Genomic DNA, 15819 nt, shown 5'->3' on the forward strand with positions numbered 1-15819 from the left:
CGCCCCGCTCCTCCCCCCGCCCCCGAAGGCGAAGCCGCCCACCTCCGCCGCGCCGCACGACCTGCTCGCCGCCCTGCGTCCCCTGCTCACCGCCGAGGCCTCCGCCGAGGCCCACGCCACCGGCACCGAGCCCGCCGACCTGGAGCAGGCCGTCTGGCTCCGCCTCCTGGAACACCTCGCCGCCGACGCCCCGCCCCTCGACCCGCACGGCTGGCTGCGCCGCGCCGTCCGCGCCGAGTCCCGCCGCACCCGCCGTACCGCCCGCCGGGAGCGGCCGTACGAGGACGACCCCGCCGACGACAGCGAGCGCGGCCCCGAACAGCTGGCCCTCACCGCCGCCCGGCACCGCGCGCTGCGCGACGCCGTGCACCGCCTCCCCGGCCGCTGCTCCCGGCTCCTCCAGGCACTGCTGTCGCCCGAGGACCTCACGTACCGGGAGATCGCGGGAGAGTTGGGTATCTCACAGGGCAGTCTCGGACCGGAACGTTCCAGATGTCTGGGATGTCTGCGACGTCTGCTCGCGCCGGAGGTTGCGGCTCGCGAAGTGCGGGGATAGGAGTGAAGAACCACAGGCGATCAGGTGAGCGGGAGGCGTGCGCACATGGGCATGAGCGTGACCATCTCGGTGGCGACCGAGCAGGATGCCGAGCAGATCTTCAAGCTGCAGTACCTGTGCTTCCAGAGCGAGGCAGCGCTGTACGGCAACTACCGCATCGACCCTCTCGTCCAGACCCTCGACTCGGTCCGTCAGGAGCTGGCCCGCGACTGCGTCTTCGTGGCCAGGCTCGGCGAGGAGGTCGTCGGCTCGGTCCGCGGCTCCGTCACCGAGGACGGCGCGGCCTCCATCGGCAGGCTCTGCGTCCACCCCCGCCTCCAGGGCCACGGCATCGGCGCGCGGCTGCTGCGCGCGGCCGAGGCGGCGCTGGCGGAGGACCGGGGCGCGAAGAAGTTCCGCCTCCACACCGGCCACCGCAGCGAGGGCAACCTCCGCCTGTACCGCCGCGTGGGCTACCAGACGGTGGGCACCGCCGAGGGCTCGGACGGCGTACCGATGATCGTCCTGGAGAAGCCGGCCGAAACCTACGCGACTACCGCGTGACCGTACGCGACCGGCGCAGCCAGTACAGCGCGGTCAGCGGCAGCAGCACCGGAATGAACACGTACCCCAGCCCGTACTTCGACCACACGGTCGCGTCCGGGAAGGCGGACGGCTCGATCAGGGTCCACGTGCCCACGATCAGTACTCCGGCGAGCTCGGCGGCGCAGCAGGCCTGCGCCGCCCTCCGGGCGGTCTCCCCGCCGCGCACCAGCGAGTACGTGATGAACCCGTACACCAGCCCGGCCACGGCCGAGAGCGAGTACGCCAGCGGCGCCCGGTCGAACTCCGTGGCGATCTGGTACGCCGAGCGCGACACCGCGCCGACCACCATCACGCCGTAGAACCAGACCAGCAGCATCCCCGGCCCGCTGATCAGCCGGGCCGGCTTGTCCTGAACGGCTGTCATCTCAGCCTCCCCAGATGTCGTAGAGCCGGACCTCGAGCACGGCGAGCACCACACCGCCCGCGGCCACCGTCACCGACCCCCAGCGGGTGCGCTCGGCCAGCGACATGAAGCCGGCCGCCGGCACGCACGCGAAGGCCCCCAGCAGATACGCCACGAAGATCGTCGTGCCCTGGGCCGGCTTCTCGCCCCGCGCCAGCTGCACGATCCCGACCACCAGCTGGACCAGTGCCAGCACCGACACCACGGCCATCCCGATGAAGTGCCAGTCCTTCGTCGGCTGGTCACGGTAGGCCGCCCAGCCGCACCACGCGGCGAGCAACAGCGCGGCGACACCGGTCACCAGCGTCAGGACATCAAGCATGCGGCGACCCTATTACGGCGTAATCGGCCACCTGCCGTCGGGCCCGGCCCTCGCCCCGCAGTCGTGGCGTTGACCACAGCCCACCGCGCCCCGACCTCCGCGCCGAAGCGGACCGCGAGGCCCCCGGCTGCCTTGTCCGCACTGGTCACCGACCACGGAACGGTCCCCTCCGGACATGTCCCGCACCTGTCCACGGCTGTCCAGCATGCGGACAGCGCGGCTCGGTCAGGACCGTACGTCTGCTTTACTGATCACATGACCACGACGAGCAGCCGCACCCTTGCGACCGAGGCGACCATGACGCCCGGTGCTCGCTGTATGTGTCGAATGCGCGCCTTCTAGAGGGCCCCCGCACCACCCCCAGAGCTCGCGCCCCGAAGCGAGACGACGTGGCATGTCCGTTGCGCCATCAGCCGCACGAGACATAAACGCCGCCCCCCCCCGCGCACCTGTTCTCCCCGGTTCCCCGCCACAGCGAGAACCGTGTCGCGTCCCGCACGAATGCACCCGTGCCCGGGCACACCCACGCCCGCGCACTCGACAGTGACGGAAACCCCAGTGATCACCACATCGGGCCTGACCAAAATTTACCGGGCTCACCGCTCGCGCGGCCGTGAGGTCACCGCCCTCGACGGCGTCGACCTCCATGTCCGCGAAGGCGAGGTCTACGGCGTCATCGGACAGTCCGGCGCCGGCAAGTCCTCCCTGATCCGCTGCGTCAACCTCCTCGAACGCCCCACCTCCGGCACGGTCACCGTCGACGGGCAGGACCTCACCGCCCTCGCGGGACGCGGGCCGCGCGCGGGCAGGGAACTGCGCCGGGCGCGCAGCCGTATCGGCATGGTCTTCCAGCACTTCAACCTGCTCTCCTCACGGACCGTCCAGGACAACGTCGAGCTGCCGCTGGAGATCCTCGGAAAGACGGGGAAGGAACGTTCCCGCAGGGCGCTCGAACTCCTCGACCTCGTGGGCCTCGCCGACCAGGCGAAGGCCTACCCCGCCCAGCTCTCCGGCGGCCAGAAGCAGCGCGTCGGCATCGCCCGCGCCCTCGCCGGCGACCCCAAGGTGCTGCTCTCCGACGAGGCCACCAGCGCCCTCGACCCCGAGACCACCCGCTCCATCCTCCAGTTGCTGCGCGACCTCAACCGCGAGCTCGGCCTGACCGTCCTGCTCATCACCCACGAGATGGACGTCGTGAAGTCGATCTGCGACTCCGCCGCGCTCATGGAGCAGGGCCGCGTCGTCGAGTCCGGCACGGTCGGCGAGCTGCTCGCGACCCCCGGCTCCGAGCTGGCCGCCGCGCTCTTCCCGGTGGGCGGCGAGGCCTCGGGCGAGGACCGCACCGTCGTCGACGTCACCTTCCACGGCGAGACCGCCACCCGGCCGGTCATCTCCCAGCTCTCGCGCACCTACAACATCGACATATCGATCCTCGGCGCCGCCATCGACACCGTCGGCGGACTCCAGGTCGGCCGCATGCGCATCGAACTGCCCGGCCGCTACGAGGACAACGTGGTGCCCATCGGCTTCCTGCGCGAACAGGGACTCCAGATCGACCTGCCGGGCGCCCCCGCGCGGGAGCCCCTGCTGGTGAAGGACGGTGCCAAGTGACCTGGTCCGACTGGTCCACGATGCGGCCCCTGCTGGAGCAGGCCTGTTGGGACACCCTCTACATGGTGGGCTGGTCCACCGTCATCGCCGTCGCCGGCGGCCTTCCGCTCGGCATCCTCCTCGTCCTCACCGACAAGGGCGGCCTGCTGCAGAACATCGTCGCCAACAAGGTGATCGGGCAGATCGTGAACATCGCCCGCTCCATGCCGTTCATCATCCTGATGGTGGCGCTGATGGGCTTCACCCGCTCCCTCACCGGGACGACCATCGGCCGTGACGCCGCCATCGTGCCGCTCGCCATCGGTGCCATCCCCTTCTTCGCCCGCCTCGTCGAGACGGCTGTCCGCGAAGTGGACGGCGGACTGGTCGAGGCCGTGCAGTCGATGGGCGGCAACACCTGGACCATCGTGCGCAAGGTCCTCGTACCGGAGGCGCTGCCCTCGCTGATCTCAGGCACCACCACGACGATCGTCGCCCTCATCGGCTACTCCGCCATGGCCGGCACGGTGGGCGCCGGTGGCCTCGGCGACATCGCCATCCGCTACGGCTACCAGCGCTTCGAGACCGGACTGATGTGGATCACCGTCGCGATCCTCGCCGTCGTCATCTCCCTCATCCAGTTCGCCGGCGACTACGCGGCCCGCTCCCTGCACCGCCGCTCCGGACGCTCCGGCCCCGCGCCCAGGCTGCGGCTGCTGAAGGCCGAGGAGCCCGCGGCCGCCGACGTCGGCAAGGTCGCCTGACCCACCCCCTCAAGACTCCCCGCACACCCGCAGCGGGGCCGCACCACCCTCAGGAAAGGCACTTTTCGTGCGTAACACCGCCAAGATCACGACCGCCGTCCTCGCCGCCGGAGCCCTCACCCTCGGGCTCACCGCGTGCGGCTCGGACCAGGACGCCGGCAACGCCGACGGCCCGCTGACGGTCGCCGCCACGCCCACCCCGCAGGGCGAGATCCTCACCTACATCAAGGACAACCTGGCCGCGAAGGCGGGCCTCGACCTCGAGGTCAAGGAGTTCACGGACTACGTGACGCCGAACACCGCCGTCCAGCAGGGCGAGGTCGACGCGAACTACTTCCAGCACCAGCCGTACCTGGACGACTTCAACAAGAAGAACGGCACCGACATCGTGGCCGTCCCGAACGCCACCGTGCACCTGGAGCCGCTCGGCCTGTACTCCCAGGGCGTCAAGAAGCTCACGGACCTCAAGAAGGGCGCCACCATCGCCCTGCCGAACGACACCACCAACGAGGCCCGGGCGCTGAAGCTGCTGGAGGCCAACGGGCTGATCGGCCTCAAGCCGGGCGTCGGCTACGACGCGACCCCCAAGGACGTGGCGTCCAACCCCAAGGGCCTGAAGTTCAAGGAACTGGAGGCCGCCCAGCTGCCCCGCTCGCTCAGCGACGTCGACGCCGCCGTGATCAACGGCAACTACGCGCTGGAGGCCAAGCTCAGCCCCGCCAAGGACGCCCTCGTCGCCGAGTCCGCGAAGGACAACCCGTACGCCAACTTCCTCGCCGTGAAGAAGGGGAACGAGGACGATCCCCGCGTGCGGAAGCTGGCGAAGCTCCTCACCTCCGCCGAGGTGAAGAAGTTCATCCAGGACACCTACGACGGTGCCGTCGTCGCGGCGTTCTGAGCCCCCACGACGCGCCGAGCACCCACGGGGTCGCTCCGTCACTCGGAGTCGACCCCGTGGTGCAGTTCGGTGCTCTCATGCTGCATGCTGGGCAGTTCAGCAGCCCCTGAGGTTTCGAAGGTTACGGAGCGGCGCATGACGAGCACCTTCCCCACCATCTCCATCAGCACGGAGCGGTTGGTGCTGCGTCCCCTCGACGAGGACGACGTGCCCGCCCTGGCCGAGATGATGAACGACGAGCAGGTCACGGCCTGGACCGCCGTGCCCCAGCCCTTCACCGAGGACGGCGCCCGCACCTGGATCACCGAGTACGCCCCCGCCGAACGCACCGCCGGACGCGGCCTCGACCTCGCCGTCACCGAGTTCCTCACCCAGCGGCTCGTCGGCGTCATCCAGCTCGGCAAGACCAACTGGCACGTCCGCTCGACCGAACTGTCGTACATCATCGCCCCCTGGGCGCGCGGCGAGGGCTACGCCTCAGAGGCGGCCCTGGCCACCGCCCAATGGCTGTTCACCGACCAGAAGTTCGAACGCATCGAGCTGCGCACGGCCGCCGACAACACCGCCTCCCAGCAGGTCGCCCAGAAGATCGGCTGCATCAGCGAGGGCGTCCTGCGCAACGCCTGCATAGCGCGCGCCCGCGCCGAGGACGACACCTGGACCGAGGTGCGCACCGACTTCATCGTCTGGAGCCTGCTCCCGGAGGACCTGGAGGGCTCGGGCGAACAGCTCGCGGAGAGCGGCGGCTTCACGTCGTACACCGACTGGAACTGATCCCGGACCAGGGTGCCACCACCGCCCGGAGCCCGCCGACCAGGTACCCTCACGGAGCCCGCTGCCTGCGTGAACCCCCGGGAGACTGACGACGATGGCCGACCGCGTCACGGTGATCGGCTGGGACGGCTCGCCGCTGACCGCCGCGGCCCGCTCCGCTCTGGGTGCCGCCACGCTGGTGGCCGGCGCCGCCCACCACCTGGCGCTGCCCGAGGTGCCGCCCACCGCCGAACGCATCCGCCTCGGCAGCGTCGCCCTCGCCGCCCGCCGCATCACCGGACACCGCGGCACCGCCGTCGTCCTCGCCGACGGCGACCCCGGCTTCTTCGGCGTCGTACGGACCCTGCGCGCACCCGAGTTCGGACTCGAGGTCGAGGTCGTCCCGGCCGTCTCCTCCGTCGCCGCCGCCTTCGCCCGCGCCGGCATGCCCTGGGACGACGCCCAGGTCGTCGTCGCCCACCCGCGCACCCTGCGCCGCGCGGTGAACGTGTGCCGCGCCCACCCCAAGGTCGCCGTCCTCACCTCGCCCGGCGCGGGACCCGCCGAACTGGGCCTGCTCCTGGAGGGCGTCCACCGCACCTTCGTCGTCTGCGCGGAACTCGGCACCGACCGCGAACAGGTCAGCGTCGTCACCTCCGACAACGCCGCCGACCACACCTGGCGCGACCCCAACGTCGTCATCGTCATCGGCGGACCCGTCGGCCCGGCCGGCGCCGGGGAGGGCGGCTGGATCGCCGGCCGCGACCCGGCCGCCGGCCCGCGCGGCTGGACCCTGCCCGCCGAGGCGTACGGCGGCGGACTCGGCGAGGGGGAGGGCGAGCTGCTGCGCGCGGCCCAACTCGCCCGGCTCGGCCCGCGCGTCGGCGACCTCGTCTGGGACATCGGCTGCGGCAGCGGCGCCTTCGCCACCGACGCCGGGCGGGCCGGCGCCGCCGTCATCGCCGTCGACCGCGACCTTCAGGCCTGCGCCCGCACCGACGCCGCCGCGCGGCGCCACGGCGTCCACCTCCAGATCGTCCGCGGCACCGCCCCGCACGTCCTGGAGAACCTCCCCGAACCGGACGTCGTCCGCGTCGGCGGCGGGGGAGCGGCCGTCGTCTCCGCGGTCGCCGACCGCCGCCCGCGACGCATCGTCACCCACGCCATGACCCGCGACACCGCCGAACGCGTCGGCCGTGACCTGACCGAGCACGGCTACCGCGTCGAGTGCGCCCTCGTCCAGTCCGTCGAACTCGACACCAGGGCCTGGACGGAGACCGAGCGGAGCGTCGCGTTCCTGCTCAGCGGGGTTCTGCCGGACCGCACGGCGTGACCGGTTCCGCCCTCCCGGTGATCCTGTTGTCGTATCGCGCGCGGTAGGCTGGCCGATCGTCGTACCGCATCCGGTCGCCCGGCCTTTCGTCGGTCAATGTCCGGAAAACGCATCCGTTTTGGGGTGAGTGTGGTACGGCAGAACCGGAGGGCGCGCAACGTGGCGCAGTCCACAGCGGAGCGTCGCGGATCACGCTGTCGCGACGCGGCAACGGCCGCGACAATGCCACTGAATGGCTTTGTCGTCTTTTTTGGGCGGGTCGTTCGTGCCGCTGGGCACGGACGCTCGTTCTTCACCACGGGGCGGTCGGTGCGCCGTTCCGGGTGAGCTGGTCGTAGGAGCACTAACCGATGGGCGAGGGGTACGCATGACTGACACCGGCCAGGTCCCGGGCGAGGGACTGCCGGAGAACGCAGGCATGGTGGAGCAGCCGGGCGTACCCGCGCCCGGCGCGTACACCTACCTCTCCGAGACCACCGCCGAGGACGAGGACCTGCTGCTGCTCCCGGGCGCCCAGAGCGCCTGGGGCAACGAGGTGGCGCCTCCGGCGCCGGAGCCGGTGGTCGAGGCCGTGCACGAACCCGGGCCGCACGAGACGGCCGGCCGCGACAGCGGCGCGGTCGACCTCAGCGCCGTCCGCCTGCCGAATCCGACCCCGCCCCCGGCGGCGTCGCGCCGCCCCCTGCACCTGGGCCCGCCCATTCCGGACACCTCCGCAAGCCCGGTCCGCTCCCTCGCCGACCGCGGCCCCGCGGGCGCGCCCGTACGGCACCCCGGCCCGCCCACGTCCGGCCCCGAGTACCTCGACGTGCCGCCGCTGCGCGAGACGGCCCCGCAGGGCGCGGTTCCCTGGGGTGCGCAGGCCGCGGCCGCGGTCCAGGCGCCGGTCGCTCCTGGGGCGACGGCTGCGGAAACGGTTGTTCCGGCTGCGGCGCCGGGTGTGGCACCGGCTTCGGCGCCGACGGCCGCTCCCGCCGTGGCGCCGGCCGCGGCTCCGGTGACGGCCGCGCCGACCGCTGCCCCGGCGTCCGCGCCGGCTCCCGCTCCCGCCGCCGCCCCGGACACCGCTGCGGTCGCGCAGCAGCCCGAGCCGGTGAGCGCGGCCCAGGCGGTCGTGGCCCGCGTGGCCACGGAGGCGATCGCGGCGACGGCCGTTCCGCAGGCGGAGGGGCAGACGCAGTCATCGGAGCAGCCGGAGCAGTCTCAGGAGCCGGAGCAGCCGGAGCAGGGGGCGGAGACGCCTCAGGTCGTGGCCGAGGCACCGCAGGTGGCGGAGCCCGCGCCCGTGCCTGCGCCCGCGCCCGAGCCCGTGCCCGCTCCCGAGCAGGTGGCCGGGCCCCCGGCGTCCGAGCTTCCTGCGTCCGAGCCCCCCGCGTCCGAGCCTCCCGCCGCGCCGGTCGCGGCTGAGGGGGAGGTTCCGGCGGCGCCTGCGCAGGAGACGGCTGAAGCCGGTGCCGTGGCTGCCCCGGAGGTGGTTGCCGAGGCCGCTGCGGAGCCTGCCCCCGAGCCGGTCCAGGCACCCGAGGAGCCCGCTGCGGAAGCACCCGCGGCGCAGGCCCCCTCCGCGGACGTCCCGGTCGCCGAGGTCCCCGCCCCGGAAGCGGCGCAGGCCCCGGAGACCGCCGTACCCGCCGAAGCCGTACCCGCCGAAGCCGTGCCCGAGCCCGCAGCCGAGGCCGTCGACGCGGTGGAGCCCGCTCCGGAGGCGACTCAGGCTCCCGAGAGCGAGACCGAAGCCGCGCCCGAGGCTGAGGCACCCGCGCCTGAGGCTGAGGCACCCGCGCCCGAGGCGTCGGCCGAAGCGGCCCCGGAGCCCGTGGCGGTCCCCGCCCAGGCCGAGACCGCCGTCCCGGAAGCGGAAGCACCCGTCCCCGCGCCCGAGGCCGCCGCCCCGGAGGTGCCCGTCGAGGCCGCCGTACCGGTCAGCCCTGAGCCCGCCGAGCTGCCGGACGCCCCCCAGGCTCCCGCAGTGCAGGCGGCAGAGGCAGAGCACGCCCCCGACGAGCTCACCTCCGACGAGCAGGCACCGGTGCGGTCGGCGCCGGACGCCCAGCCGTCCACGCCCTCGCAGCCGGAGCAGCAGCAGCCCGACCCCGTCCACATCGCGGCCCACGAATCCCACACTCCGGACGCCACCGCCACCGTCGCCGCAGAGGCGGTCCCGGCACCCGAGGCAGCCGCACACGAGGCGCCCGCCCCGGAGGCGACCCCCGCACCCCACCCGCAACCGGACCAGCCCCTGGGCCAGTTCGTGCCGGTCGAAGGCACCGTCCCGACGACCCCGCACCTCGCCCCGACCCCGCCGCAGCCGGTGGTGGTCGCGACGGAGGAGCCGCAGGCCCCCGAACCGGCGGCCGAGCCCGCCGCGGCGGCGGCCGAGGCCCCCGTCGCAGCGGTCCCCGCTCCCCGGGAAGCCGACACCGCCCCCGCCCCGGCCGCCGAGGCCGCCCCGGAGACGGAGCCGGCGACGGGGACGCCCGAGCCCGACCCGGATGTCGCGCAGAACCCGGAGGACCTGGACACCAGGGCCGCCGACCAGGAAGACGCCACGGCCGCGGCGGAGGAGCCCCGAGAGCCCAGCGGCCCGGCCGCGCCCCCGTACGACGACGCCGAGCGCGAGGCCGTCCTGAAGGTCATGCGCGAGCGCCGGGACATCCGCAACGGCTTCCGTGACGACCCGATCCCGCACGAGGTGCTGCTGCGCGTCCTGGAGGCCGCCCACACCGCGCCCTCCGTCGGTCACTCGCAGCCCTGGGACTTCGTCGTCATCCGCTCGGCGGACACCCGGCGCGCCATGCACGAACTGGCGACGCGTCAGCGCGACGCCTACGCCAAGTCGCTCCCCAAGGGCCGGGCGAAGCAGTTCAAGGAACTGAAGATCGAGGCCATCCTCGACACCCCGGTGAACATCGTCGTCACCGCCGACCCGACCCGCGGTGGCCGCCACACCCTCGGCCGGCACACCCAGCCGCAGATGGCCCCGTACTCCTCCGCGCTGGCCGTCGAGAACCTCTGGCTCGCCGCCCGCGCCGAGGGCCTCGGCGTCGGCTGGGTCAGCTTCTTCGACGAGCGCGAGATGGTCCGCGCCCTCGGACTGCCCGAGCACCTGGAAGTGGTCGCCTACCTCTGCGTGGGCTACGTCGACGAGTTCCCGGACGAGCCCGAGCTGATGCAGGCCGGCTGGGCCAAGCGCCGCCCGCTGTCCTGGGTCGTCCACGAGGAGACGTACGGCCGTCGCGCGCTGCCCGGTGAGGACCCGCACGACCTGCTCGCCGAGACCGTCGCCGGCATCCGCCCGCTGGACGCCAAGGCGCTCGGCGAGGCCTGGGAGCGGCAGAAGCGCATGACCAAACCGGCCGGCGCGCTCGGCATGCTGGAGATCATCTCCGCCCAGCTGTCCGGCCTGTCCCGGCAGTGCCCGCCGCCGATCCCCGAGCCCGCGGCCGTCGCGATCTTCGCCGGTGACCACGGTGTCCACGCCCAGGGCGTCACCCCCTGGCCGCAGGAGGTCACCGCCCAGATGGTGGCCAACTTCCTCGGCGGGGGAGCGGTCTGCAACGCTTTCGCCACCCAGGTGGGCGCCGAGGTCTGCGTCGTCGACGTGGGCGTCGCCGCCGACCTGCCCGCCACCCCCGGTCTCCTGCCCCGCAAGATCCGCGGCGGCACGTCCGACATGACCACCGGCCCCGCGATGACACGCGAGGAGGCCAAGCAGGCCATCGAGGTCGGCATCGAGACGGCCCGCGACCTGGTGGCGGCCGGCAACAAGGCGCTGCTCACCGGCGAGATGGGCATCGCGAACACCACCGCGTCCGCCGCCCTGATCTCGGTGTTCACCGGCGCCGACCCCGCCGAGGTCACCGGCCGGGGCACCGGCATCAACGACGAGACCCTCGCCCGCAAGACCGAGGTCGTCCGCCGCGCGCTGGAACTGCACCAGCCGGACCCGGCCGACCCCATCGGCGTCCTCGCGGCGCTCGGCGGCTTCGAACACGCCGCGATGGTCGGCCTCCTCCTGGGCGGCGCCTCCCTGCGCACGCCGGTGATCCTGGACGGCGTCAGCGCCGGCGCCGCCGCCCTGGTCGCCCGCGCCATCGCCCCCGAGGTCCTCGCGGCCTGTATCGCGGGTCACCGCAGCGCCGAGCCCGGCCACGTGGCCGCCCTCAACAAGCTGGGCCTGCGCCCCCTGGTCGACCTCGACCTCCGCCTCGGCGAGGGCACCGGCGCCCTCCTGGCCCTCCCGCTGGTCCAGAGCACGGCCCGCGCCATGCACGAGGTGGCGACGTTCGACTCGGCAGGCGTGACCGAGAAGTAGGCGGCCGGCGGGAACCCGGAGACCGCGCCCCCGAGTCCCGCCGGACTCGGGGACCGCCACCCCGGATCCCCGCCGGGCTCAGGGACCGCGACCCCGGGTCCCCGCCGCTCGCCGGTGGTGGGCGGCCGTTCCTACGTGACCAGGACGAAGCCCAGCCACCGGACAGGGAAGCCGCCGATCCGACCCGCCCTCTAAAATCCGCACGTCAGGGCAACCGCACCGCCCGCAGAACAGGGAGCCGCACCCTCATGGCCGAACACCCCGCCTACCCCGTAGGCCTCCGCCTCACCGGCCGCCGGGTCGTCGTCCTCGGCGGCGGCCAGGTAGCCCAGCGCCGCCTCCCGGCACTGATCGCGGCAGGCGCGGACATCCACCTCGTGTCCCCCGAAGCCACCCCGTCCGTCGAAGCCATGGCGGACGCCGGTGAGATCACCTGGCACCGGCGCCCCTACGCCGAAGGCGACCTCGCGAACGCCTGGTACGCCCTGATCGCCACCAGCGACCCCGAGGCGAACACCAGGGCCTCCACCGAGGCGGAGGCGCACCGCGTCTGGTGCGTGCGCTCCGACGACGCCGACGCGGCAACCGCCTGGACCCCCGCCACCGGCACCAGCGAGGGCGTCACCGTCGCCGTCCTCACCACGGACGCCAAGGGCCGCGACCCCCGCCACACCGCCGCCATCCGCGACGCGGTCGTCGAGGGCCTGCGCGACGGCACCCTGGTCGCCCCCCACCACCGCACCCGCACCCCCGGCGTCGCCCTCGTCGGCGGCGGCCCCGGCGACCCGGATCTGATCACCGTGCGCGGCCGCCGCCTCCTCGCCGAGGCGGACGTCGTCATCGCCGACCGCCTGGGCCCCCGCGACCTCCTCGCCGAACTCCCCCCGCACGTCGAGGTCATCGACGCGGCGAAGATCCCCTACGGCCGTTACATGGCCCAGGAGGCCATCAACAACGCGCTGATCGAGCACGCCAAGCAGGGCAAGTCCGTGGTCCGCCTCAAGGGCGGCGACCCCTACGTCTTCGGGCGCGGCATGGAGGAACTCCAGGCGCTCGCCGAGGCCGGCATCCCCTGCACGGTCGTCCCGGGCATCTCCAGTTCGATCTCCGTCCCCGGCGCGGCCGGCATCCCGGTCACCCACCGCGGCGTCGCCCATGAGTTCACCGTGGTCAGCGGCCATGTCGCCCCCGACGACGAGCGCTCCCTGGTCGACTGGCCGTCGCTCGCGAAGCTCACCGGCACGCTCGTGATCCTCATGGGCGTCGACAAGATCGGCAAGATCGCGGAGACCCTGGTCGCCCACGGCAAGCCGGCCGACACCCCCGTCGCCCTCGTCCAGGAGGGCACGACGGCCGCCCAGCGCCGCGTCGACGCGACCCTCGCGACGGTCGCCGAGACGGTCCGTACCGAGGACGTGAAGCCCCCGGCGGTGATCGTCATCGGCGAGGTCGTCACCGTCGGCCCCCCGACGTCGGCGTAACCCGGGGTAACAGAACCCGTACCGAGCCGTTGGCACCGCTCCCAGGACAAGGCAGTATCACCCCTGTGGCCGATCTCATCACCGTTGAGGACCCCGCCGACCCGCGCCTGCGCGACTACACCGGCCTGACCGACGTGGAACTGCGCCGCAAGCGCGAGCCGGCCGAGGGCCTGTTCATCGCCGAGGGCGAGAAGGTCATCAGACGCGCCAAGGAAGCCGGCTACGAGATGCGGTCGATGCTGCTCTCCGCCAAGTGGGTCGACGTCATGAGGGACGTCATCGACGAGCTTCCCGCTCCCGTGTACGCGGTCAGCCCGGAACTCGCCGAACGGGTCACCGGCTACCACGTCCACCGCGGCGCCCTCGCCTCCATGCAGCGCAAGCCGCTGCCGACGGCCGCCGAACTCCTGCGCACCGCCCGCCGGGTCGTGATCATGGAATCGGTCAACGACCACACCAACATCGGCGCGATCTTCCGCTCCGCCGCCGCCCTCGGCATGGACGCGGTCCTGCTCTCCCCGGACTGCGCCGACCCGCTCTACCGCCGCAGCGTCAAGGTCTCCATGGGCGCGGTCTTCTCCGTGCCGTACGCCCGCCTGGACACCTGGCCCAAGGGACTGGACTCGGTCCGCGAGGCCGGCTTCACCCTCCTCGCCCTCACCCCCGACGACAAGGCCCGGACCCTGGACGAGGCGGCCCCGCACCGGATGGACCGGGTCGCCCTCATGCTCGGCGCGGAGGGCGACGGCCTGTCCACCCAGGCCCTCGTCGCCGCCGACGAATGGGTCCGCATCCCCATGTCCCACGGCGTCGACTCCCTCAACGTGGGCGCGGCGGCCGCGGTCGCCTTCTACGCGGTGGCGACGGGCCGCCCCCAGCCGTAACCGGCCGGCTCCTACCCGAGCCGCTCCGGCGTCCCGTCCTGCCGTGTCTGCTGCTGGTGCCGTACGCCACCGTCCTCGCGCCCGAGGCCCTGGGCGGGGCCCTGGCAGCCCTGGACCACGGCGATGCCGAGCGCCACGAGCAGCGTCACCACGACGAAGACGAACAGTCGCTGCCGCAGCAGCCGCGGATTGGCGGGCCGCCGCCCGGTCCCCGTGCTCCGCGGCGCCGGACGCCCACCGCTGCCCCCGCGGGGCACCGGCCGGCCTCCGCTGCCGGGGCGGGTGTTCCGGCCCGCGGGCGTGTTCCGGCCGGCGGGAGTGTTCCGGCCGGCGGGAGTGGGCCGGGCCCCGGACCGCGCGGCCGTGCCGCCGTTCCCACGGGAAGTGCTTCCGCCCCGGGCCGGGGCGCCGCCCCGAGGAGGCACGGACCCGCGGCGCGGCGGCGGCGTGCCCGGCTGCCGCAGGGTGCGCTCCGAGTAGCCCGGGTCGGCCAGCCGCCCGGTCGGCCGGTCCGCCTCGGCGGCCCGGGGCGCGGGCGGCCGGGCCTCGGCCAGCCCCTGCGCCTCCCGGGTCGCGATCTCCTTCAGGCGCAGCGACAGGTCGAGCGTGCTCGGCCGCTCCTCGGGATCCTTCGCCAGGCAGGCCCGGATCAGCGGGGCCAGCGCGTCCGGTACGCCGTGCAGCTGGGGTTCCTCGTGCACCACCCGGTACAGCATCACCTCGGAACTGCCGTGCCCGAAGGGCGAGTCGGCCGTCGAGGCGTATGCCAGCGTCGCGCCGAGCGAGAACACGTCGGTGGCCGGGGTGACCATCGCCCCGCGCACCTGCTCCGGGGCCAGGAACCCGGGGGAGCCGACGGCCGTGCCGACGTGCGTGAGCGTGGAGGCCCCCGTCGCCCAGGCGATGCCGAAGTCGATGATCCGCGGCCCCTTGGGGGAGAGCAGGATGTTCGACGGCTTCAGGTCCCGGTGCACGACGCCGGCCTCGTGGACCGCGACGAGCCCCTCCGACAGAGCCGCCCCGATCGCCGCCAGCTCGGCCGCCCCGAGAGGCCCATCGTCGACGACCTTGTCGTGCAGGGACGGCCCCGGTACGTACTGGGTGGCGAACCACGGCCGGTCGGCGTCCAGATCCGCCGCGACCAGCCGGGCGGTGCACCCGCCCCGGATCCGCCGCGCCGCCGACACCTCACGCGCGAACCGCGACCGGAACTCCTGATCCTCCGCCAGATCGGGCCGGATCACCTTGAGCGCGACCCGCTGCCCCTTCTTGTCGGAACCCAGATAGACGACGCCCATCCCGCCCGCGCCGAGCCGTCGGTGAAGCTTGAACGAGCCGACGACGCGCGGGTCCTCGCGCCTCAGGCGCATCATCGCCATGTTCATCCCCGCTGCCCGGTCCGTGTGACGTGGCACAGCTTACGTTTCCACGGCCGCTCGCGCGCAGAGGCCGCGCCCTCTCGCCCCGATCGATTGTCCGTGCCCGGTGGTCTGGGTGAAGGACAATCAGGGACCCTGGGAACAGGCACCATTTGCCCCCTGTGTGGCCCCAACCACCTTTCAGCCAGGCGTGATTGATCCCCTGGCGGGCGACCGGGCGGCGCTCGTCCCCGGCGCCGGCGAACGGACACGGACGGAGGCGGTGACGGCCGTCGGGACGGGCGCCCGGGTGGCCGCGGCGGTCCGCCGAGGGCCGCCGGAAGTGAGCGAAGTCACGGCTGCGCGCGAGGACAGCCGGGAAAAACCGGGCAGGTACGGGCACCCCCTCCGGGAAGACCCCGAGACCTAGGCCGTCGTCTCCACCCAGGGGAGTACTCCGCAGGTCACGGCTCATCCTCCGGGAGGCCCGCCAATCGGTACGAGGGCATGACGCCCTGCGGGCGCCGCCCGCCTAGATTTGAGGTCAAGCGGCGGGTGCAGCACTCGTCCCCCGAGG

13 protein-coding genes are annotated in these 15819 nt (G+C 73.5%); 10 read left to right on the top strand and 3 right to left on the bottom strand.

Translation table 11 applies throughout. The annotated features are described in order from the left end of the window. Positions 1 to 61: 61 nt before the first annotated feature. Positions 62 to 556, top strand: coding sequence for an RNA polymerase sigma factor (locus ALMP_RS35385; RefSeq protein WP_264935877.1), 495 nt, complete (start codon positions 62 to 64; stop codon positions 554 to 556). Positions 557 to 601: 45 nt separating this feature from the next. Next, entirely contained in the window at positions 602 to 1099 is a 498-nt protein-coding gene (locus ALMP_RS35390; protein WP_264935865.1) for a GNAT family N-acetyltransferase, read from the top strand. On the opposite strand, the gene ALMP_RS35395 is transcribed toward ALMP_RS35390, so the two are convergent. Next, complete coding sequence (locus ALMP_RS35395; RefSeq protein WP_264935866.1) at positions 1089 to 1505, bottom strand: hypothetical protein; 417 nt, start codon at positions 1503 to 1505, stop codon at positions 1089 to 1091. The genes ALMP_RS35390 and ALMP_RS35395 overlap by 11 nt on opposite strands. 1 nt (position 1506) lies before the next feature. After that, a complete protein-coding gene (locus tag ALMP_RS35400) occupies positions 1507 to 1866 on the bottom strand; it encodes a hypothetical protein (RefSeq protein ID WP_264935867.1) in 360 nt (119 codons plus the stop codon). 558 nt (positions 1867 to 2424) lie between these two features. Here ALMP_RS35400 and ALMP_RS35405 point away from each other — a divergent pair. From ALMP_RS35405 to ALMP_RS35440, 8 genes are all read left to right on the top strand, one after another. Beyond that, on the top strand, positions 2425 to 3477 hold the full coding sequence (locus ALMP_RS35405; RefSeq protein WP_264935868.1) for a methionine ABC transporter ATP-binding protein: 1053 nt from the start codon (positions 2425 to 2427) through the stop codon (positions 3475 to 3477). A 20-nt stretch (positions 3478 to 3497) separates the two neighbouring features. Continuing rightward, a complete protein-coding gene (locus ALMP_RS35410) occupies positions 3498 to 4220 on the top strand; it encodes a methionine ABC transporter permease (RefSeq protein WP_264935878.1) in 723 nt (240 codons plus the stop codon). Positions 4221 to 4287: 67 nt separating this feature from the next. Then, a complete protein-coding gene (locus ALMP_RS35415; protein WP_264935869.1) occupies positions 4288 to 5118 on the top strand; it encodes a MetQ/NlpA family ABC transporter substrate-binding protein in 831 nt (276 codons plus the stop codon). A 135-nt stretch (positions 5119 to 5253) separates the two neighbouring features. Next, positions 5254 to 5892 (top strand): GNAT family N-acetyltransferase, encoded by a 639-nt coding sequence (locus ALMP_RS35420; protein ID WP_264935870.1) that lies wholly within the window; start codon positions 5254 to 5256, stop codon positions 5890 to 5892. Positions 5893 to 5986: 94 nt separating this feature from the next. After that, complete coding sequence (gene cbiE, locus ALMP_RS35425) at positions 5987 to 7204, top strand: precorrin-6y C5,15-methyltransferase (decarboxylating) subunit CbiE (protein ID WP_264935871.1); 1218 nt, start codon at positions 5987 to 5989, stop codon at positions 7202 to 7204. A gap of 367 nt (positions 7205 to 7571) precedes the next feature. Then, positions 7572 to 11519 (top strand): nicotinate-nucleotide--dimethylbenzimidazole phosphoribosyltransferase, encoded by a 3948-nt coding sequence (gene cobT / locus ALMP_RS35430; RefSeq protein WP_264935872.1) that lies wholly within the window; start codon positions 7572 to 7574, stop codon positions 11517 to 11519. A gap of 248 nt (positions 11520 to 11767) precedes the next feature. Further along, positions 11768 to 13000, top strand: a complete 1233-nt coding sequence (gene cobA, locus ALMP_RS35435; RefSeq protein ID WP_264935873.1) for a uroporphyrinogen-III C-methyltransferase — start codon at positions 11768 to 11770, stop codon at positions 12998 to 13000. A gap of 65 nt (positions 13001 to 13065) precedes the next feature. Then, on the top strand, positions 13066 to 13884 hold the full coding sequence (locus ALMP_RS35440) for an RNA methyltransferase (RefSeq protein WP_264935874.1): 819 nt from the start codon (positions 13066 to 13068) through the stop codon (positions 13882 to 13884). An 11-nt stretch (positions 13885 to 13895) separates the two neighbouring features. Here ALMP_RS35440 and ALMP_RS35445 read toward each other — a convergent pair whose 3' ends face one another. Beyond that, positions 13896 to 15269 carry a serine/threonine-protein kinase gene (locus ALMP_RS35445; RefSeq protein ID WP_264935875.1) on the bottom strand — a complete coding sequence of 458 codons (1374 nt, stop codon included), beginning with the start codon at positions 15267 to 15269 and terminating at the stop codon, positions 13896 to 13898. Positions 15270 to 15819: the final 550 nt, after the last annotated feature.

The organism is Streptomyces sp. A012304 (assembly GCF_026008495.1).
Lineage (GTDB): Bacteria > Actinomycetota > Actinomycetes > Streptomycetales > Streptomycetaceae > Streptomyces.